The organism is Oceanobacillus sp. FSL K6-0251 (assembly GCF_038004725.1).
Lineage (GTDB): Bacteria > Bacillota > Bacilli > Bacillales > Amphibacillaceae > Oceanobacillus > Oceanobacillus oncorhynchi.
In genome coordinates, this window is record NZ_JBBORS010000001.1 from 1,742,409 (window position 1) to 1,761,816 (window position 19,408).

The window sequence follows — 19,408 nt, forward strand, 5'->3', positions numbered from 1 at the left end:
AATTTTAAATTGGAGATTGAGAAAATGAAAGCAATCAAACAGCTTATCCGATTTGGTTATGAACAGGCGCTGTCCTGTATCTTTCCAGTCATTATTTTTGCGTCCTTAGCGATAACAAAGTTTATCGATCTGCCTTTCCTGTCAAGATATGATTGGCTATTGGTTATCTGTCTCATCACACAGGTTTTTATGATAGCCTCCGGATTAGAAACGAAAAAAGAGCTTGTCGTCATTACCTTATTTCATATCATTGGATTGACTTTAGAAATTTTTAAAGTGAATATGGGCTCATGGGTCTATCCGGAAGAAGCGTTTACGAAGATTTTTGGAGTTCCGCTATACAGTGGTTTTATGTATGCAAGTGTCGCCAGCTATTTGTGTCAGGCATGGAGAAGATTAGATGTTCGGCTGGTAAAATGGCCATCTATCTTTTTAGCAGGACCGCTGGCAGCTGCAATTTATTTGAATTTCTTTACCCATCATTATTGGCTGGACATCAGATGGTGGCTGTCTGCATTAGTACTTATCGTATTTTTAAGAGCATGGGTGGATTATAAGGTCGGCAATAAACGCTATCGTATGCCCATCGTCCTTTCTTTTTTCCTGATTGGTTTCTTTATATGGATAGCCGAGAATATAGCAACCTTTTTCCAGGCATGGGAATATCCAAACCAGGCAGAAGTATGGAGCATGGTACATTTAGGAAAAGTAAGCTCCTGGCTGTTATTAGTCATTGTCAGCTTCTTGATTGTAGCAATGTTAAAACAATCACAGGCGAAGATAGAAGGGTTATTGGAAGGAAGTAATCAAGGAATTGCCAGAAGTAAAAGTTAATTAAGAGAAGTATTTTATATATATATAAACGAGGTGATTATGATGCAGAAAAGCTCAACGACATTTTTGAAAACAGTTATTTATTTAATGGGATTAATTATGATTGCCCTATCGGTTATTTTAATTCCGCAAATTATCATCGATATTTCGGATAGTTCTGCGATGGTTAAATGGGTCATATATCCAATTGTAATTGGTGTTTTTTTAACAACGATTCCATTTTATCTGGCACTTTACCAAGCCTTAAAACTACTGAGGCTGATTGACCAAAATCAGACCTTTTCAGAAGAGGCTGTTTTTACTCTGAAAAAGATTAAACAATGTGCCTTAACAATTACTGGGATTTATATTCTGACGATGCCGTTTATTTATTTGTTTGCCGAGAAGGATGATGCTCCAGGTGTAATTATAATTGGCATGGTGCCATTGTTTGTTTCATTTGTTGTTGCTGTATTTGCTTCCCTTTTACAGAAGCTGTTTAAAAATGCGTTAGAAATTAAAACAGAAAATGATTTGACCGTGTGAGGGGTGATGATATGGCAATAGTGATTCATATTGATGTGATGCTGGCAAAACGTAAAATGAGTGTAACGGAATTAACAGAGAAGGTTGGTATTACCATGGCAAATCTGTCTATCTTGAAAAATGGAAAAGCAAAAGCGATTCGGTTCTCTACATTGGAAAAGATTTGTGAGGCTTTGGAATGTCAGCCAGGGGATATTTTAGAGTATGTGCCGGATGAGGAAGAAGGAGTTTGAGAGGTTTTTTCTAAAGTTATACTAAAATGAATCATTGGATTCCCTTGATGAAGTTTATAAAAAAGTATAGGAATTGTCTAAAAGGTTAATTTTTAGTGCAGCCTTTAATAAGAAACTAACAGCCATAAACTCAGGATTATTGAGGTTCATGGCTGTTTATTAATGTGATATAAAAGTGTTTGATGTATTTGACTTCAAATAATGTAAAGAGGTAAGATACTGTAATATCCTATTTCAGATAGTGAACCAATAATTTGTTTTGAAAATTATAAATGAGATTAGGAAATGGTTAGGAGTACGTTTATGAGAATTGCAGAAGCATTAAAAATTGGAGAGTTATCAGAAGGAACACTAATTACAGGGCATGAGGGGTTAAATAATATAATTAATTCTGTTGAAGTAATGGAGGTTCCTGAAGTGCTGGATTGGGTTACACCCGGTATATTGATTATGACTACTTTCTATTCGATTAAGGATGACGAAGAAAAGCAAGTTGACATTGTCCGTACTTTAATTGAGAAAGGTGCGTCTGGGATTGTAGTCAAACTTGGAAGGTTTATTAATAAGCTTCCAGAAAAAATGATTGAATTGGCAAGCAGAAGAGATTTTCCGATTATATCTATTCCAAAGAATATTTCGTATATCAATATTTTGATGCCTCTATATGAAAAATTATATGAAGAGAAACAACTGCAAATTCAAACCCATCATCCATTTACTCAAATACAAGAATCAAATTTTATTTCCATGGAGCAGGCAATTGAAAGTATGGCAGAAGTCGTGAAAGCTTCTGTCTATGTGGAAGATCTGGAAGGAAAACTTTTGTATCGTTCTGCTTATTTTAAAACAGATGGATGGAGGAAAAAGAACGCTTTATTTTCTCCTCCACAAGCTGCTTCTTATTTAAAAGTCATTGAAGGATGGATAGCAGAATTCAATGATCAATCATTTATTATTTATAAAATGCAAGGATATAAAAATAGGATGCTGATTCCTTTGACGTCAAAGAATCAAATCTTTGGAATTATTCATGTGCTCTATGCAGATGAAAAATTAGCCGAAACAGATTCTGTCACTATGAAGAAAATGAGTAATAAATTGAGTGAACTATTTATAAGTGATCAGATTTATTATCAAAAAAATCGGCTATATGAAATAGAGTTAATGGAATCTTTTTTAAATGATTTAAAGGAGAATGAAGATAAGGGAATAACCATTGTACACTTTCAAGCGCCATGGATAAGACAGTCGAACCAGCCTGCGAATTTGTTGGTGGATTCCTCCTGTCTCATCAGGAAAGAATTGGACGTTCTAATAAAGAAATTCGAATTTGGTCAGACATTAATTTTTGAAAAACATAATTATTTTTATGCATTTCATTATGGGAAAAAGGTGAATTATTCAATGCTTGTTAAGGCATGGCAGCAGATTGTTGTACAATATAATGCAAGAAACAGTGCAGTACCGATTCGTATTTCAATAAGTTCTTGCATATCAGATCCTCAAAACTTCGATCAGTCGATGCATTCTGTTACAAAAATGATGGAAATAGGGGAAAAGGTAAAACCGGAAGAAAATGTTTATATCCAAGACCAATTAGGAATTTATGAGATATTGATTAATTTAACCTCGGAAGATGTTGTGCAAAAATATACCGACACAGTTCTGTCTCCCTTGCTTCGGGAAGAAAATGATGATTTACTGCATACGCTAATCGCTTATTTGGATAATAACGGAAATGTCTCTAAAACTTCTGAAAAATTATTTATTCACAGACGTACCTTAAATTACCGAATTAATAAAATTGAAGAGGAGTTAAATATGGATATCAGTAATCCGGAAGCAGGTTTTATATTGCGTTTTTGTTTGAAAATAAAAGAATTATCTTGAAAGATAAAACGATAAAAAATATTGTTATGAATAAAAGATTGTGGAAATGAAAGAAACCGGGGCAATACTCAGACTCTACTGATAGAATTTGAGTGTTGCTCCAGTTTTTTTTGGGAACCAGGGCATTTAATTGATTTCATAACAGCTATAATGAGTTTATTTTTAGTCATTTTTAGAAAGATAAAACGTATGCACTTTTTTTGCAGTTGAAAAAAGTGTGAAAATTTATTGTAAATATATTGCACATTTTTAACATTCTAAAATAATTTATAACTCTTTATAATAGCCGGAAAGGAGATGAAGTAATGTTAGGAATTATCAGAGTATTATCAACAGATAATGAAAATATTTTGATGGAGCATGGAACAAGAATGAAAGAGTTGTATCAAATTGCCTCAAAAACAAAATGTATCGGAGAGCAGCCGAATGGTATATATGATAATGAATCGGAAGCAGCAGCGATACCCAAAATTGTTTCTCTGGCAAAAGAGCTATCCCAAGAAAGGGATATTGATGCAATTACCATCAGCTGTGCGGCGGATCCGGCATTAGATGAAGCTCGTTTGGAAACAGATATTCCAATAATCGGTGCAGGAGTCTCAGGTGCACATGCTGCCAGTATGGTAGGGAGTAAGGTTGGAATTATTGGGATAACCCAAGAGGCTCCAATAAGAATGAAAGAAGAGCTCGGAAGTCGTTTCCACGCTTATACTTCTTCACCAAAACTAAGTAAAACAACAGATTTATTCAAAGAGAACGCAAAACAGGAACTATTGACACTTGTTCATGAGCAGATAGAATCGGGTGCTGATGTTATTTTATTCGCTTGTACAGGCTTTTCAACAATACGTTTAAAGAACTATTTACAGAAAAGGGTGAAAATTCCTGTGATTGATCTAGTCGAAGCGCAGGCGATAGCCTATCAGCTAATAGAAAGCAGGGAAAAAGATGAAGAATAAAACGTTTGATCCTACATTTATTATATTCTCTATTATTATCGCGTTTTTAGGTGCGATTATTGGGATGCAGTTAATTACGTCACTGGGGATTACTCCGAATACCTCTATTATTGGTGCTCTAATTGCAATGCTAATTGCGAGGATTCCGATGCAGATGTTTTATAAATATCGTACATTGGAAAACCAGAATTTGGTGCAAACAACGATATCTGCTGCAACCTTTGGCGCAGCAAACAGTTTATTGATTCCAATTGGATTACCTTATGCAATGGGAGTTCCTGAGTTGATAATACCTATGCTGATTGGTTCAGGAATTGCTCTTGCTATCGATGCTTTAATCTTATATAAAGTGTTTGACACAAAGTTATTTGGTTCAGATGAAGCTTGGCCATCAGGAATAGCAACTGCAGAAGCTATCAAAGCAGGAGATGAAGGTGGAAAGAAAGCCAAATATTTAAGTTTGGGCATTGTTGGCGGGGTAATTGGTTCTTACTTTGGCATCTCGATGTCAGCCTTTGGTGTAGCTTTTATCGGTAATATTTGGGCTCTTGCCATGTTTGGAATAGGTTTATTACTTATGGGATATTCTGATCCTTTATTTGGATTAGACTTAAATGCATATTATATTCCACATGGCATGATGATTGGTGCGGGAAGTGTAGCACTGTTACAGTTTATTTTCATCCTTGTCAAATCGAGAAAAGAACAGAGAAAAATAAATGAACAGATTCCAGAGCGTGAATATACACGTACAGAAAAGGATATCAAAACTGGTTTTGGACTTGGTTATCTATTTTATGCTCTAGGTGCAGTGGTAGTCGCAATTTTAGGTGGAATTATGACAGACATGCCAGTATGGCAGATTGTTATATTTGTTTTATTTGCTGCACTTGCTGCTATCATCAGTGAGATGATTGTCGGAATTGCCGCTATGCACTCTGGATGGTTTCCTGCATTTGCAGTAACGCTGATTTTCTTATTAATCGGAATGATGATTGGATTTCCACCGATTGCCCTTGCGTTACTAACAGGATATACCGCTTCGACTGGACCTGCTTTTGCAGACTTGGGATTTGATTTGAAAACAGGTGTTATTTTACGAAAAGGGGCCACTCTGGAGCAGGAATTGTTTGGAAGGAAGCAACAGCTTAAAAGTGCGTTTATCGGATTTGTTGTCGCATTTGTCGTTGTTTTTTTATTCGCAGAGAGTTTCTTTGAACAAGGACTCATTCCACCTGTTGATGCAGTTTATGCAGCAACAATTGAATCGGGTCTGACAGGAAATGTAGGCATGATGATATTAATATGGGCCATTCCTGGTGCAATTATCCAGCTTATTGGCGGTCCAAAACGTCAAATGGGAGTTTTATTTGCGACAGGTTTGCTGATTGTTAACCCACTTGCCGGCTGGGCTGTTATCGCCGGACTGATTATTCGAATAGCAGTTATCAAGCTTCGAGGCCAAGAGGCAGAAAATACAATGTATACGATGGCAGCCGGATTTATCGCCGGTGATGCGATTTATAGCTTCTTTTCATCTTTATGGAAAGCAAGATAATTAGGGGGATTGGACAATGGTTAGAAAAATGTTGACAAAAGAAGATGCAATCAGTGCTGTATATGGAGGATGTATTCTTGGCGGAGGTGGAGGCGGCTGGATCGCTGACGGCTTAGAAAAGACCGACCTTGCTTTTGCTTTGGGGAATCCGGAGCTGATTACAGTCGATGAATTGCAGGACAATGAATTTGTTCCTTGTGTTTCCTTAGTAGGAGCTCCTTCCGCTAAAGAAATGTATGTTGATTCCGATCAATTAGTTAATACAATTCATCGAATGAAAATGGAATTTGACAAGCCGATTGCAGCATTAATGACAAATGAAAATGGTGCTTCAACAACGATTAATGGCTGGCTGCAAGCTGCTGCTACTGGCTTGCCAGTAGTAGATGCCCCTTCCAATGGGAGAGCACATCCAACAGGTTCCATGGGGTCAATGAATCTTTCCGAAGTAGCGGATTATCAATCGATTCAAACCTTTGCTGGAGGGAAAGGTGATAAAGAAGCAGCTGGTTCCATCACAGGTACATTAGACCTTACTTCCAGTGCAGTCCGCTCCATCTCAGTGCAAGCAGGAGGCATGGTTGGTGTTTGCCGAAATCCAGTCGATACACAGTATATTAAGGAAAATGCAGCAGTTGGAGCAATAACACAGGCAATTGAACTAGGTAATGAATTTTTATCTGTACCTGAGGGTCCAGAACGGATTGAAAAAGCAGTGACGTACTTAAAAGGAAGAATTATTCATTCTGGTAAAGTGAATGAATTTCAATTAGATAAAACAGGTGGATTTGATGTTGGTTATGTTCGCATTGATGATTTAGAGCTTACTTTTTGGAACGAATATATGACCGCAGAAAAGAACGGAGAGCGTAAAGGAACATTTCCTGATCTAATTATGACTTTCGATGTCGAGACGGGGAAACCGCTTGTTAGTGCAGAAATTAAAGAAGGCATAAAAATAGCTGTTATGTCAGTACCAAAAGAGAACTTACTTTTAAGTTCTACCATGTACAATCAGAAGCTATTAAAAACGGTAGAGCCAATTATCAATAAATCAATTATTTAAAAGAATATACAAAACACGTTAAGGAGCTGAAGATAAAATGTCTTTAAAATATACAATGGAAGTTATGGAATTATTAGATAATCCAAGTATCAATGGTGAAAAAATTGTAAAACTGTTCGATGAAATGACTTATTGCGATGCCGGTTTTGAGACAGTAAATGGAGAAGCTGGTTCGACTGATTTCATTAAAATAGTGATTAAAGGAACAAATGGAAAAATAGACGGAGGGGAAGCGCCTTCTTTAGGTATTGTTGGAAGATTAGGCGGACTTGGTGCACGTCCAAATCGTATCGGGTTTGTCTCTGATGGGGATGGTGCGGCTGCAGCAGTTACAACAGCTTTGAAACTAGCAACGATGGCTGAAAAAGGAGATCGCCTGCCTGGAGATATTTATATCACCACACATATTTGTCCAAATGCACCAACTCAGCCACATAAGCCTGTAGACTTTATGGGATCACCGGTTGATATTTTGACGATGAATCAATATGAAGTATTCCCAGAGATGGATGCAGTATTATCTATCGATACGACAAAAGGAAATAAAGTATTTAATCACCGCGGAATAGCATTGTCACCAACTGTGAAGTCTGGATATGTTTTAAAATTCAACGATGACTTAATAAGAATTATGGAGATGACAACGGGAGAATTACCAGTCACTTTTGCGGTCACCACACAGGATATTACTCCATATGGAAATGATGTTTTCCATATTAACAGTATCCTCCAACCATCAGTTGCGACAGATGCACCAGTTATTGGTGTAGCAATAACTGCGCAGACAGCTGTTCCGGGAAGCGGTACAGGAGCAAGCCATGAAGTGGATGTTGCACAGGCTGTCCGTTTTTCAATTGAAGTAGCTAAAGAATTTACTCAGAAGCAAATCGAATTTTATGATGAAGCAGAGTATAATCGTTTGGAAGAACTTTATGGATCGATGAAACATCTGCAAACATTGGGGAAAGCCTAAGATGGGAAAAGGAAGCGTTGGCGTCTTAACTATCGGACAAGCTCCGCGTACAGATGTTACTCCTTCTATTCAGAGAATTCTTGGATCAGAAACAGAAATCATTGAAAAAGGAGCATTGGACCGGCTTGATGTGGATTCATTTCATACCGTTGCTCCGGATGCTTCGGACATAACGTATATATCCAGAGTCAGAAACGGAGGCTCTGTGAAAATGGGAAAATCAAAACTTCTTCCACTGCTCCAGGAAGAAAGAGATATGTTGGAAGAACAGACAGAAGTAATTATTATGCTTTGTACAGGAGATTTTCCAACTTTACAAGGGACCAAGCCAATTATTTATCCAGACGTTGAGTTAAACCAAGCTGTCCACAAGGTAATGCCGTCAGGAAATCTGGGGTTAATTATTCCTTTAGAAGAGCAAAGAGATTCGTTGATTGAAAAGTGGAATCATCCGGAAATAAAAAAGCTTGTGGAAGTAGCTTCTCCTTATGAAAAAAGTAATATAGAAGGAGCTGCAAGAGCTTTAAAAAACCGGGGAGCAGATTTGATTGTCCTTGATTGTATGGGTTACAATGAAGAGCATGAGAAGAGAGCAGTAAATGCAAGTGGACTAAAGGTATTTCTGCCAAGAAAAGTCGCTGCTTATGCAGCAAAAGCACACTTAAATAGATTATAATTTTTAAGGCATAGAAAGAAGGCAGTAAAATGAATTCTTTTCAGCAAACCGTTGCGAAATTAATGAAGAATAATGTATTTGCAGAGAAAGATACGAAAATTTTAGTGGTAACAGATCATAGTACAGAAGCTCTGGGAAAGAAATTTAATGAGGCTTTGGAGCAGGATGGCTGGAATACAAATTTACAAATAATGTCGGACCGCAGTAAATCGGGAGAAGAACCATCGGAAGCAATCTCTGAAGCGATGCTTTCATATGATCTTGTATTCTGCCTGACCAAGCATTCCCTTACTCATACAGCTGCAAGAAAAAATGCAAATGCCCATGGGGTAAGTGTGATTACGATGCCAGGAATTACGGAAGATATGATTCTTCAAGGAGCAATGAGTGCAGATTACAAGCGCGTAGAAAAAGAAACAAACGAAATGACCGCTAAGCTGACAAAAGCGAAAGCAGTAACCATTACAACTGGAAAAGAAAAAAATCTTAAACTCCGTATTCCGCTAGAAGGCAGAGATGGAATAGCAAGCACAGGAATATTCCGCGGTAAAACAGCATCAGGAAACCTTCCATCTGGGGAAGCATATATTGCTCCTGTAGAAGGACTGGCTGAAGGGAAAATAGAAATAAATGGGTCCATGGCAGGAATCGGATTGGTAGATGGGCCTGTTGTTTTGACAGTTGAAAAAGGACGGCTTGTTCAAGCAACCGGAGAACAGGGGGAATTGCTATTAACCCTTCTTGGAGAAGGAAATGGGCGTCTGGCAGCTGAGCTTGGAATTGGCACAAACCATGCTGCGAGAATCACTGGAAATATTTTAGAAGATGAAAAAGCTTATGAAACGGTCCATGTTGCTTTTGGCTCTAATCATACTTTTGGCGGAATGAATAAAGCAGATGTGCATATTGATTGTGTTACCAAAAAACCGCAATTAGATTGGGAATTTGAATAAAATATAAAACAGATATTCCATTTTATGGAATATCTGTTTTATATTTTTATGGGCATTGTGTTACAGCGTTAAAAAATACGAAGCGTTCCCAGAAAAAAGATTAAACAGCTGTATTTTTGCTCTTCAACAAATCAATCAGTCTATATAGATAATAAGCTCCTCTTAATTGCTGCTCGATTTGATAATCCATATAATCCAGTGCATCAATAACAATTTTTCTGGCATCTGTTAAACTATGATGCTGTATCTTATCCAGGATATCGCGTACGGTGTCCAATAAATAAACAGAGGATTGTACCGTTTTGATGATCAATATTCTCCTCATATCCTCCCTTGTATATAGTCGATAACCATTTTCCGGATTTCTTTCAGGAGTGATTAACCCTTCCTTTTCCCAATGTCTGAGGGTGGTTGCAGCAACATGTAATTCGTCTTCTACTTCTCCAATCGAATAATATTTCTTTTGCTGTTTTTTCATGAAATCCTGTATATTATCTGGACTTAAGATAGAAGCAGCATCCAATGCCTGCTGTTTTCTTTCAAATAACTCAGCCTGCACTTGGTTGACTTCCCATAATGCTTCAATATATTTATTTTCCTGCAGCAGAGGCATCACTCTGCGGACGGTCCCCATCCCAAAACCAGGGTACATAGCCCGGATACACTGAAAATAAGCTTCATGGACCTCAGTGTACACACGATATCCATTTGCTTTCCGAATCGCTTTTGGCACAATGCCCCATTCTTCATAGTGTCTTAATGCACTTGTTCCTACATCTAGTTTCTTAGCAATATCGATTGGCCGCAGTTCCATGATTACCTCCAAAGATTAGATTAAAACCTTATAGACCCATGACGGGTTTTGGTTAATTGAACGTTATTATAGCTTATCATTTTAACTCAAACTTTGCACTTGCACAAATGTTATATGATGGTAATAGATGTTAGAAAGGAGGGATATCAAGATGCAATTGGTTATTAAAACTATCGTTCATCATGTCACCATGAAAAAAACATTGCACTTGAAAACAGAAAACAGAAAGAAAACAAAAATCACGGAGGAGGAATATCAACATGCATAATGTAATGACCGTAAACGGAGCGCGGGAGAATAATCTAAAGAATCTTTCTGTGTCTATCCCTAAAAACAAACTGATTGTGGTTACAGGCCCTTCTGGGTCTGGGAAAAGCACGCTTGCTCTGGACACCTTATTCAATGAATGTCAGCGTCAATATTTAGAATCAATGGGGATGCAGGGAATCAACAAACCCAAAGTTGATTCTATCAGCGGGTTATCACCTGCAATCAGTATCAATCAGCATATCACCAATCGGAATCCACGTTCGACAGTGGGGACGATGACAGATATGTATACCAGCTTGAGAATGGTATTTGAAAAGCTTGGAGAAAGAACATGCCCAAGCTGTCAATATAGCATTAATCCAATGACTTATGAAGGAAACGTGGAAAAAGAAGCGGATAGCTTTACAGAATATATCTTATGTCCGAATTGTAATGTAAAAATGGAAAAGCTGACTCGGACGCACTTTTCTTATAATACAACCGAAGGAGCTTGTTCGAACTGTAAAGGATTGGGAGAAACAGTAGCTATTCATTTGCCATCAGTTTTTCATGAGGAGCTTTCTTTAGAGGATGGCGCTGTGGATATTTTTGCCGGGCGTTATGGCGAATATCAAATTGCTGTTTTAAAAGCAGCTTTTCAATATTATCAGCTTCCGGATGCCGATAACGTAGCTATCAGGGACTTTAATGAAGGGCAAAAGGCTATTCTTTACTATGGTGTAGAAAGTGATGAAGTGAAGCAGCTGTTTCCAAACGTAAAGCCTCCAAAAACAGTAGAAAAAGGAAAATTCCCCGGCGTATTAACCTCGATGTGGCGCCGATATGCAGAGCATGATGGTTCTTCAGCCGAAGCAGATGCTTATTTCTATTCGCAGACTTGTCCAGCTTGTCATGGAGAACGTTTAAATGAAGTGAGCAGATCAGTTACCGTTGAAGGCTGGACAATTCCACAGCTGGTTGTCCATTCTTTAGAGGAAATGGCAGCTTGGATAGATAAATTAGAAGCATCACTGGAGCAGACAAGTTATCAGCTTGTCGAAACATTTGTGGAGGATATAAAAACAAAGCTTTCCCGAATTATCAAAATAGGGCTGGGTTATCTGACACTGGATAGACAAGTGATTACGTTATCCGGCGGGGAGGCACAGCGTATTCGGTTATCTGCACTTTTAGATTCTGCACTTACCGGTGTATTATATATTATGGATGAGCCGACAGTCGGTTTGCACCCGAAGGACACAGCCGGCCTGATTAGTATCTTAAAGCATTTGCGTGATTTAGGGAATACCGTTCTGTTGATTGAGCATGATGTGGATGTCATGCGGGAGGCAGATTATATTATTGATATTGGACCGGGAGCTGGAAAGCTTGGAGGTACTGTGGTTGGTCAAGGAACACTGCAGGAATTGCTTCAGCAGGAAAAGTCAGTTACAGGGCAATATTTGCGTGCAGAGAAGCCTCGGAAAATGAATAATCGGACAAAGAAATACGAAGCCGGGATAACAATACATCACGCTGCTGCCAATAATCTTCAGGATGTGACCGTAACTTTTCCGACAGCCTGCTTAACCGCAGTAACTGGTGTTTCAGGCTCAGGAAAGTCATCGCTGTTATTTGAAGTGCTGGCAAAAGCGAATGATGCCATCCATGAAGACTTTGAAAAAATAACTGGTCTAGATGTCTTTGATCAGATGATTATTGTCGGCCAGTCTCCGCTCAGCAGAATGAAACGGTCCAATACGGCAACTTACATTGATTTATTTACACCTGTTCGAGCTATGTTTGCTAAGCTGCCGGAAGCAAAGGAAAAGAAGCTCACAGCAAAGCATTTCTCCTTCAATACAGCAGGAGGTCGCTGTGAAAATTGTCAGGGACTTGGCTATGTAACGACCAATATGCTCTTTTTCCCTGATTTAGAGGTCGTTTGTCCGGAATGTCTGGGGAGAAGGTTTAAACAAGAGATATTAGCAGTAAAATACCAGGGCTATTCTATCAATGATATTTTAGAAAGCTCTATCCATGAATCCCTTTCTATATTTGAAGGGGAGAAAAAGATACAAGCCATCTTAAAGCTCCTAACAGAAATCGGTTTAGGCTATTTGAAAATGGGACAATCCTTAACCACTTTATCTGGAGGAGAAGGGCAACGATTAAAGCTGGCCAAAGAATTAATGAAGCAAGGGAAAAAGACGTCACTATATTTATTAGATGAGCCGACCACTGGATTGCATCCGAATGATACGATTCAGCTGCTCAAGCTGTTAAATCGGCTGGTGGATGCAGGAAATACAGTGATTATGGTGGAGCACAACAGTCAGGTAATCGAAGCAGCAGACTGGGTGGTAGATTTAGGTCCTGAAGGCGGTGCAAAAGGAGGAAAGGTGATTGCAGAAGGAACACCAGAGATGATAAAGGAAAACAAAGCTTCATATACAGGACAGTATTTGCAGGTTTAATTTATCGCAGTGTGACTGGCGGGAAAACCCCCACTGAGGGAAGTTTCATTTTAAATATACTTTGCTTGAAAAGGACATCCTTAAAAAAGAAGGGTGGCCTTTTCAAATAATAAAGCTTCCAACTAAATGGAATGAATCCTTGCAGGGGGAAGCAACGTAAGTAGAAAGAAAGGGATATGAATTAGTGAATATAACTTTGCCAAATGACCATATATTCAATTAGCAGAGGAGGCAGAAGAAAATGCGTTATGAATTTCACGCAATAACAATGCTGATTGTTGCATTGGCGGCTGTTGCAGTAATATTTTTATTACGTAAATCTAACAGATTATCTATTCTAATCGGTCTGCTCAGCTGGATTGCTTTAAGTGCTTATTTTATCATCGAAGCAGTTGTTATCCGGGCAACTACAGCTCCTTATAGCTTTATGAATCAACCGATGAGTGACCTTGGAGTAACGGCTTGTGGAACGGATACGTATGTACTTGCAAGCTACGCTATCTGTTCACCCTACCATTGGCTGATGAACTGGACATTTTTCTTAACCGGGTTAGCTGTTTTGATGGGTGCTGTTTTGCTGTACCCGCTATGGCCCAAGGTTCGTTCTGCTAAAATAGCAAGTATTTTTATTGGAATTTTTGGAGTGAGTTATGGCATCTCTGGTATCATTCCTGCAGATATTCATTTTTATTGGCATACGTTCACAGCACTCCCGGGAATGATTGTGCAGATTCCTGCGATGATTTTAATCAGTATTGCGATTTATAAAAAAATGCCGCGTCTATTTTGGTGGACGATGATTTGTACGACAGTCACTTCAGCAGCTCTTTTCAGTCTTTTCTTACAGCCTGTATTGACCAGTCTGCCCGGCGGTTTGCTTCAGCGTATTCTCTATGCCTCGGTATATATCTGGCTGACAGGTACGGCTATTGGTCTCTGGAGCAGGGGATATGATATATGAAGCTGAATTGCAAAGACATGGATAAATGCATGAAATAACTCCTTTTCATAGAATTATCAATCTGTTTGCTGACTAAACTTAACAATTCAATAAATAAGATTGAACTGACAGCGGCTTAGTGCTTTGATTTGGATATTCTGATAATTATGAAATTGTTAAGGTGGAGAAGGAAAAAGACCTAAGCAGCCGACAATAAACAAATAGATAGAATTAACCGAAAAACTAGCGGCAACAGAAATCATAAAGTGCATTTTACTAGAAAAGCAGCACATCTTATAGTATTCTAGCGGAATAATTAACAGACTTTTCAATTAGATAGAGGGGATAAGAAATGGAGAACATTGTTTATTTTAATGAGATAACATGGCGCAGAAATGATCAGGAAATTTTACAGGATATTAATTGGCAAATTAAAGAGGGAGAGCATTGGGCGATTTTAGGTTTAAATGGATCAGGTAAAACCTCGCTCTTAAATATTATTACTGGTTATAATTATCCGACGTCTGGAAAAATGACCGTGCTGGATCGGCTTTTTGGAAGAACAGATTTATCTGAATTACGAAAATCAATCGGCTATGTAAGCAGTGCATTGGAGCGTTTTCAAGAGACGATCCAGCTGGAGCCGGTTGAAAATGTGATTATCAGCGGTAAATTTGCTTCCTTTGGGATTTATGAAGAGGTATCTGAAGCGGATTGGCAGCAGGCTGATCAGATTCTTTCAGACCTTCGATTAGACTACTTAAAAGGAAAAAAATATCAAGTGCTTTCGCAAGGGGAAAGAAGAAGAGTTCTTATTGGCCGGGCGTTAATGAGTCAACCGGAAATACTGATTTTAGATGAACCCTGCTCCGGTTTAGATATTTTATCGCGTGAAGAGGTACTGGAATTAATGAACGATATACAAGCGAATACGCACCTGCTTTATGTTACACATCATATCGAAGAAATTACAGAAGCCATTTCCCACGTGGCCTTAGTTCGTGACGGAAAATTAGTAGCGACTGGAGAAAAGCACGATGTTTTAACCGATGCTTTATTAAGTGAAACATTTAAAATCCCTGTTCAGGTACATTGGGATGGAGGCAGACCCTGGTTAACGATTGAAAAAAGAAGGTAGCGGCTTGCATGACTTTTCCCTGTTTGAAGATATTTCTAATTTACTGGAAAAGGTGTATGATAAAGAAGAAGAAATTAGAAATGGGGGAAAATATAGTGAAAAGCAGATTGTTTAGGCTGATGGCTGTAGCTGCGGCTATCGTATTATTGCTGGGAGCCTGCAGCAATAATGATGACGAAGAAGCTCAAAAGCCAATGCCAGAACCGGATGAACAGACAGAAGAAATCCCTGAATTAGAGGCAGAAGAAGCAGAAGAGGTATTACAAACCTACAATGAAGCATTCCAAAATGTGATTGAAAATGCAGCGGAAGACGGAGAAGTAACGGATTTTGATTCTCCGGAAGAGCTTCAGGAGGAATTCTCGACCATTATGTCCGAGGATTTAGCAGCAAAGATGGCAGATGCTTATTTTGAAGAGAATGAAGAGGGATCCATCTACATAGTTGCTTCCGAAGAACCTGTCTGGTTTGATGAAGAAGAAACATATGAATTAGAAAAAGCAGAAGATAATTTGTATGAAGTAGAGCAGGAACAGACGGATAATATGCTTAGCGTTACTTATTCTATTTTCTGGAATGAAGAGAAGTGGATCGTATCTGATGTGGAAACAGAAGATATTCCAGTTGAGGAAAATGACGGAGATACTTCAAATAGTGAGGCTGAAGCGGATTCGAATCAGACCGAACAGGAAAATAATACAGACAATGACACTGCAGACCAGGATACGGATGGAGCAGCTGCAGAAGAAACAAATGAATCAACAGATGAAGATACAGCTAATAATGAAGCAAATGCAACGGAAGAAGAAAATGATCAGGTAAGTCCTGACAGTGAGGAAAATAATTCTGGTCAGGGTGGTACAGATACCAGTGACAGTGATACATCAGACGATGCCGATATGGACAACTCTGAGAGCAATCAGAATCCGGAATCAGAAGAGAATGAAGAAGAGAATACAGATGAGAATGCCTCATCGATTGATGCTGCAGCAGCTGAAAAATTAGTTAAAGAACACTTAAATATGGTCGACGATAGTTTAGAGGTTGTTACTAGTCACCAGGATGAAGAAGGAAACTATGTGGTACAGGTATATGAGCTTGTTGATCAGGATGACGGCTTAGCACATACCGCTACGTATGGATGGTATACGGTAGATCAGACTACCGGAGAAGTAAAAGAGACAGAATTCTAAATAAGAATAGATTAACAGCTGGTAGAATGTTCTAGGAAAACGTTTCGCCAGCTTTTTTCTTTTGAAGGAATAACATCTTACAAATAATTTAGGCTGTGTTTTAGCAAGAACAGCAGGTCTCATGTACAATGGAATAAAGGTATTTTTCATGAAGAAGCGCTTGTAAAACTGACGTCTTCCAAGAGAGTGTGAAAAAGTATTTATTTAGGCAGGAGATAACAGGCGCAGGCTCACGTTGAATGAAGTCTCACTTTATGATTATTTATAAATGTAATGGAGAACTTTAAACATATTGATGCAGTAAAATATGGATTTGTGAGGAGCGGAAATGGTGAAAAAAGTCGCTTTAATTATAAACCCGAACGCCGGAAAACAAAAGCTGGCACAACAATTAGATAAAATTCAATCTAGATTAACGGAAATATTTGAAGAGGTAACTATCTTGCAGACCAAAAAGGAAGGGGATGGAGAACGTTTTGTTGAAAAGCATGCGGAAGAAGTTGATTTACTGATTGCGGGTGGGGGAGATGGAACTGTTTTTGAAATTATGAATGCCCTCGTTCCATTGAAAAACAGGCCGGTTTTTGCTATTTTGCCAGGCGGAACATGCAATGATTTTTCCCGGACGCTTGGCATCAGCCAAAAGCCAATAGAAGCGTTAGAGCAAATTATCATGCAGAAACGAATGCAGGTCGATGTGGGTAAATATGGGGAAAATTACTTTTTAAATTTCTGGGGCATCGGTATTATTTCCAAGGTTGCTGAAGAAATGGATGAAGCAAATAAGCAGGTTTTCGGAAGGGTTTCTTATTATCTGAATACATCCAGGCTTGCTTTTCAAAATGAAGCTTTTGCATTGAAATTGCATAGTGAGGAATTCGATTATGATGAGAAAGCAGAATTGCTGGTTGTTGGAAATGGTTCCTTTCTCGGCGGGATTCAATCCTTCTTTCCGAATGCAGATGTACAGGACGGAAAATTCGATGTCCTGATTGTCAAAGAAGCAAAACTGAAGTATTTAAAGAAATGGCTGGAAGCTAAGATACAGGATGATTATCCGGAAAATGAAAAAGATGATGATATTATTTATTTTCGGACAAACCGTTTAGAAGTATCTACTTCCCCGGAACAAAATATTGATTGTGATGGCGAATTTTTAAATAAAACACCAGCAACGATTGAAGTGCTCCCGAAACATTTGGACATGATTTATGGGGAGATGGAATAAAAAGCTAAAGCTGAGGGATAAGGGGATGCCTTCTCTAAATATAGAGGGGCAGGACCTTGTCCATCAGCTTTTTCTATCTTAACGTTTCAGCTTTTCCATCAGTTTATCCGCTTCTTTTGCGGAGGGGGTATAGCTGTTATTTTTCCAATGATTCCAGATTTCGGATATGAATAAAGCGATGAGAGATAGCACGGAAACAAGCTCTTCGTTCGATAAAGGGATGAGTTTGTAGCCTAACAGCATGGCAGCTGTATTGATGAATACAATGATTAAAACAGCCAGCCGAATCCATTTATTATTTATTTTTGCCAGATTTTCACTCAAGAAAGCAGCCTCCTTTTTATAAGATATGGGCAGGGTAAAAGAATTATAACGGAATTTTTTTATTGGAATGCTATGATTTTTTTGAATTATAAGAATGTATTGTTACATAAGTATCAAAAATGTTACAATTGTATTAAACATTATAATCTATGTTGACGCTTTCATTTTTAGTGATAATATAAATTTAAGACGGTTGTAAATTAAATGAAAATTAGCCAAAATATTATATCATTAAGAAAACATTGGATTTTAATCTATAACCGTCTAAACAAGTAAAGGAGGAGTTTTATGCAAAGGTTATTTCATGGTAAGTCACTGAAGTATCTCGGAACAACCGTTATTTCGCTCGTCTTTTTTATGTTTGTTGGGCTAGGAGCTGTTGCTGCACATGGGTATATTGAGCAGCCAAAATCAAGAGGGTTATTGTGTAATGAACAGGTGAATACAAATTGCGGCGGTGTTCAATGGGAGCCACAAAGCTTAGAAGCACCAAAAGGATTTCCGGGAGTAAGTATTTCAGATGGGGAAATTGCTTCGGCGGGGGGGGTTTTTCCTGAATTAGATGAGCAGACTTCAGATCGATGGGAAAAAGTTGATTTGAATTCAGGAGTTAATACATTTACTTGGCATTTAACAGCGATGCATGCAACAACGAAATGGCATTATTATATAACTAAACCCGATTGGAATCCGAATGAACCATTAACCAGAGACCAATTTGAACTTATTCCATTTTATGAAGTGTATGATGGAGGGGCGAGACCTGGGGAGAAAGTAACGCATCAAGTAACGATTCCTGAGAGGACTGGTTACCATGTTATTTTAGGTGTTTGGGATGTGGATGATACGGCGAATGCTTTCTATAATGTTATAGACGTTGACTTTGACGGAGATGGGGCAGAACAAGACCCGGAAGAATCGGAAACAGAAGTCCCTAATTATCCGGTATGGGAAGCTAATGCTGTTTATCTTGGAGGAGACAAAGTTATCTATAACGGAAAAGTTTTCCAAGCAAAATGGTGGACAAGTGGAGAAACGCCCGGAATTTCTGGTGTCTGGGAGGTTATTGAATGAAAAAAACAGCATTCTTTAAACATCTAAATAGTCTAATCAGATAAGCTATTGAAATATAAGAGAATGTTCAAAAGTCCCACTAAAAATGACATAGCGAATTTTTGCGTTGACGAGCTATTTCCAATACTCTCAAGCATACGCTCTGTTTGGAGATAGCTCGTCATCTTTAATTTTCGACGCACAAACGTTTCCGGTAAGGAGAGTAATCGCAGTCCCAGGACGTTACAGCCTTAGCCGACTTGGTCTTATTTATCTGGCTTTTTGAACACACATTATAAGTGTAATTATCAAATAAAAAATTCCC

Annotated in this window: 18 protein-coding genes; 16 read left to right on the forward strand and 2 right to left on the reverse strand. The window is 38.4% G+C overall.

What is annotated here, in order from left to right:
• Positions 1–24 precede the first annotated feature (24 nt).
• The 10 genes from MKY45_RS08880 to MKY45_RS08925 all read left to right on the forward strand — a co-directional run bounded on the left by MKY45_RS08880 (position 25) and on the right by MKY45_RS08925 (position 9,667).
• Positions 25–834 carry a DUF817 domain-containing protein gene (locus tag MKY45_RS08880; RefSeq protein WP_042533300.1) on the forward strand — a complete coding sequence of 270 codons (810 nt, stop codon included), beginning with the start codon at positions 25–27 and terminating at the stop codon, positions 832–834.
• A 39-nt stretch (positions 835–873) separates the two neighbouring features.
• Positions 874–1,359: a DUF2975 domain-containing protein gene (locus MKY45_RS08885; protein WP_332094141.1), complete on the forward strand. Its 486-nt coding sequence runs from the start codon at positions 874–876 to the stop codon at positions 1,357–1,359.
• 11 nt (positions 1,360–1,370) lie between these two features.
• Complete coding sequence (locus tag MKY45_RS08890) at positions 1,371–1,592, forward strand: helix-turn-helix domain-containing protein (protein WP_042533305.1); 222 nt, start codon at positions 1,371–1,373, stop codon at positions 1,590–1,592.
• Positions 1,593–1,895: 303 nt separating this feature from the next.
• Positions 1,896–3,482, forward strand: coding sequence for a PucR family transcriptional regulator (locus MKY45_RS08895; RefSeq protein WP_341172840.1), 1,587 nt, complete (start codon positions 1,896–1,898; stop codon positions 3,480–3,482).
• A 305-nt stretch (positions 3,483–3,787) separates the two neighbouring features.
• Complete coding sequence (locus MKY45_RS08900; protein WP_042533309.1) at positions 3,788–4,441, forward strand: aspartate/glutamate racemase family protein; 654 nt, start codon at positions 3,788–3,790, stop codon at positions 4,439–4,441.
• On the forward strand, positions 4,431–5,999 hold the full coding sequence (locus tag MKY45_RS08905; protein WP_256706022.1) for an OPT/YSL family transporter: 1,569 nt from the start codon (positions 4,431–4,433) through the stop codon (positions 5,997–5,999). The genes MKY45_RS08900 and MKY45_RS08905 overlap by 11 nt, the downstream gene beginning before the upstream one ends.
• Positions 6,000–6,015: 16 nt before the next feature.
• Entirely contained in the window at positions 6,016–7,065 is a 1,050-nt protein-coding gene (locus MKY45_RS08910; protein WP_042533313.1) for a DUF917 domain-containing protein, read from the forward strand.
• Between the two features lie 37 nt (positions 7,066–7,102).
• Positions 7,103–8,038, forward strand: coding sequence for a DUF1177 domain-containing protein (locus MKY45_RS08915; RefSeq protein ID WP_289585331.1), 936 nt, complete (start codon positions 7,103–7,105; stop codon positions 8,036–8,038).
• 1 nt (position 8,039) lies between these two features.
• Positions 8,040–8,714 (forward strand): AroM family protein, encoded by a 675-nt coding sequence (locus MKY45_RS08920; protein ID WP_256706024.1) that lies wholly within the window; start codon positions 8,040–8,042, stop codon positions 8,712–8,714.
• Between the two features lie 29 nt (positions 8,715–8,743).
• Positions 8,744–9,667, forward strand: a complete 924-nt coding sequence (locus MKY45_RS08925; protein ID WP_256706025.1) for an aminopeptidase — start codon at positions 8,744–8,746, stop codon at positions 9,665–9,667.
• A gap of 100 nt (positions 9,668–9,767) precedes the next feature.
• Here the strand turns inward: MKY45_RS08925 and MKY45_RS08930 are convergent, their stop codons facing one another.
• On the reverse strand, positions 9,768–10,481 hold the full coding sequence (locus MKY45_RS08930) for a MerR family transcriptional regulator (RefSeq protein WP_042533320.1): 714 nt from the start codon (positions 10,479–10,481) through the stop codon (positions 9,768–9,770).
• A gap of 260 nt (positions 10,482–10,741) precedes the next feature.
• Here MKY45_RS08930 and uvrA point away from each other — a divergent pair, with 260 nt between their 5' ends.
• From uvrA to MKY45_RS08955, 5 genes are all read left to right on the forward strand, one after another.
• Positions 10,742–13,207, forward strand: coding sequence for an excinuclease ABC subunit UvrA (gene uvrA, locus MKY45_RS08935; protein ID WP_341172841.1), 2,466 nt, complete (start codon positions 10,742–10,744; stop codon positions 13,205–13,207).
• A gap of 241 nt (positions 13,208–13,448) precedes the next feature.
• Positions 13,449–14,168 (forward strand): DUF998 domain-containing protein, encoded by a 720-nt coding sequence (locus MKY45_RS08940; RefSeq protein WP_042533324.1) that lies wholly within the window; start codon positions 13,449–13,451, stop codon positions 14,166–14,168.
• Positions 14,169–14,499: 331 nt separating this feature from the next.
• The gene (locus MKY45_RS08945; RefSeq protein WP_042533326.1) at positions 14,500–15,285 is read left to right on the forward strand and encodes an ABC transporter ATP-binding protein; all 786 of its coding nucleotides are present in this window, start codon (positions 14,500–14,502) and stop codon (positions 15,283–15,285) included.
• Between the two features lie 95 nt (positions 15,286–15,380).
• Positions 15,381–16,478, forward strand: coding sequence for a hypothetical protein (locus tag MKY45_RS08950; protein ID WP_341172842.1), 1,098 nt, complete (start codon positions 15,381–15,383; stop codon positions 16,476–16,478).
• 328 nt (positions 16,479–16,806) lie between these two features.
• Positions 16,807–17,706: a diacylglycerol/lipid kinase family protein gene (locus MKY45_RS08955; RefSeq protein WP_289585441.1), complete on the forward strand. Its 900-nt coding sequence runs from the start codon at positions 16,807–16,809 to the stop codon at positions 17,704–17,706.
• Positions 17,707–17,784: 78 nt separating this feature from the next.
• Here MKY45_RS08955 and MKY45_RS08960 read toward each other — a convergent pair whose 3' ends face one another.
• Positions 17,785–18,030, reverse strand: a complete 246-nt coding sequence (locus MKY45_RS08960; RefSeq protein ID WP_042533332.1) for a phage holin — start codon at positions 18,028–18,030, stop codon at positions 17,785–17,787.
• A 288-nt stretch (positions 18,031–18,318) separates the two neighbouring features.
• Here MKY45_RS08960 and MKY45_RS08965 point away from each other — a divergent pair, with 288 nt between their 5' ends.
• Positions 18,319–19,104, forward strand: coding sequence for a lytic polysaccharide monooxygenase (locus MKY45_RS08965; protein WP_341172843.1), 786 nt, complete (start codon positions 18,319–18,321; stop codon positions 19,102–19,104).
• The last annotated feature ends 304 nt before the right edge of the window (positions 19,105–19,408 follow it).

Excerpts from the sequence above, each read along its gene's own strand:
- MKY45_RS08880 (WP_042533300.1), top strand. The coding sequence starts at position 25 with ATGAAAGCAATCAAACAGCTTATCCGATTTGGTTATGAACAGGCGCTG.
- MKY45_RS08885 (WP_332094141.1), top strand. The coding sequence starts at position 874 with ATGATGCAGAAAAGCTCAACGACATTTTTGAAAACAGTTATTTATTTA.
- MKY45_RS08890 (WP_042533305.1), top strand. The coding sequence starts at position 1,371 with ATGGCAATAGTGATTCATATTGATGTGATGCTGGCAAAACGTAAAATG.
- MKY45_RS08895 (WP_341172840.1), top strand. The coding sequence starts at position 1,896 with ATGAGAATTGCAGAAGCATTAAAAATTGGAGAGTTATCAGAAGGAACA.
- MKY45_RS08900 (WP_042533309.1), top strand. The coding sequence starts at position 3,788 with ATGTTAGGAATTATCAGAGTATTATCAACAGATAATGAAAATATTTTG.
- MKY45_RS08905 (WP_256706022.1), top strand. The coding sequence starts at position 4,431 with ATGAAGAATAAAACGTTTGATCCTACATTTATTATATTCTCTATTATT.
- MKY45_RS08910 (WP_042533313.1), top strand. The coding sequence starts at position 6,016 with ATGGTTAGAAAAATGTTGACAAAAGAAGATGCAATCAGTGCTGTATAT.
- MKY45_RS08915 (WP_289585331.1), top strand. The coding sequence starts at position 7,103 with ATGTCTTTAAAATATACAATGGAAGTTATGGAATTATTAGATAATCCA.
- MKY45_RS08920 (WP_256706024.1), top strand. The coding sequence starts at position 8,040 with ATGGGAAAAGGAAGCGTTGGCGTCTTAACTATCGGACAAGCTCCGCGT.
- MKY45_RS08925 (WP_256706025.1), top strand. The coding sequence starts at position 8,744 with ATGAATTCTTTTCAGCAAACCGTTGCGAAATTAATGAAGAATAATGTA.
- MKY45_RS08930 (WP_042533320.1), bottom strand. The coding sequence starts at position 10,481 with ATGGAACTGCGGCCAATCGATATTGCTAAGAAACTAGATGTAGGAACA.
- uvrA (WP_341172841.1), top strand. The coding sequence starts at position 10,742 with ATGCATAATGTAATGACCGTAAACGGAGCGCGGGAGAATAATCTAAAG.
- MKY45_RS08940 (WP_042533324.1), top strand. The coding sequence starts at position 13,449 with ATGCGTTATGAATTTCACGCAATAACAATGCTGATTGTTGCATTGGCG.
- MKY45_RS08945 (WP_042533326.1), top strand. The coding sequence starts at position 14,500 with ATGGAGAACATTGTTTATTTTAATGAGATAACATGGCGCAGAAATGAT.
- MKY45_RS08955 (WP_289585441.1), top strand. The coding sequence starts at position 16,807 with ATGGTGAAAAAAGTCGCTTTAATTATAAACCCGAACGCCGGAAAACAA.
- MKY45_RS08965 (WP_341172843.1), top strand. The coding sequence starts at position 18,319 with ATGCAAAGGTTATTTCATGGTAAGTCACTGAAGTATCTCGGAACAACC.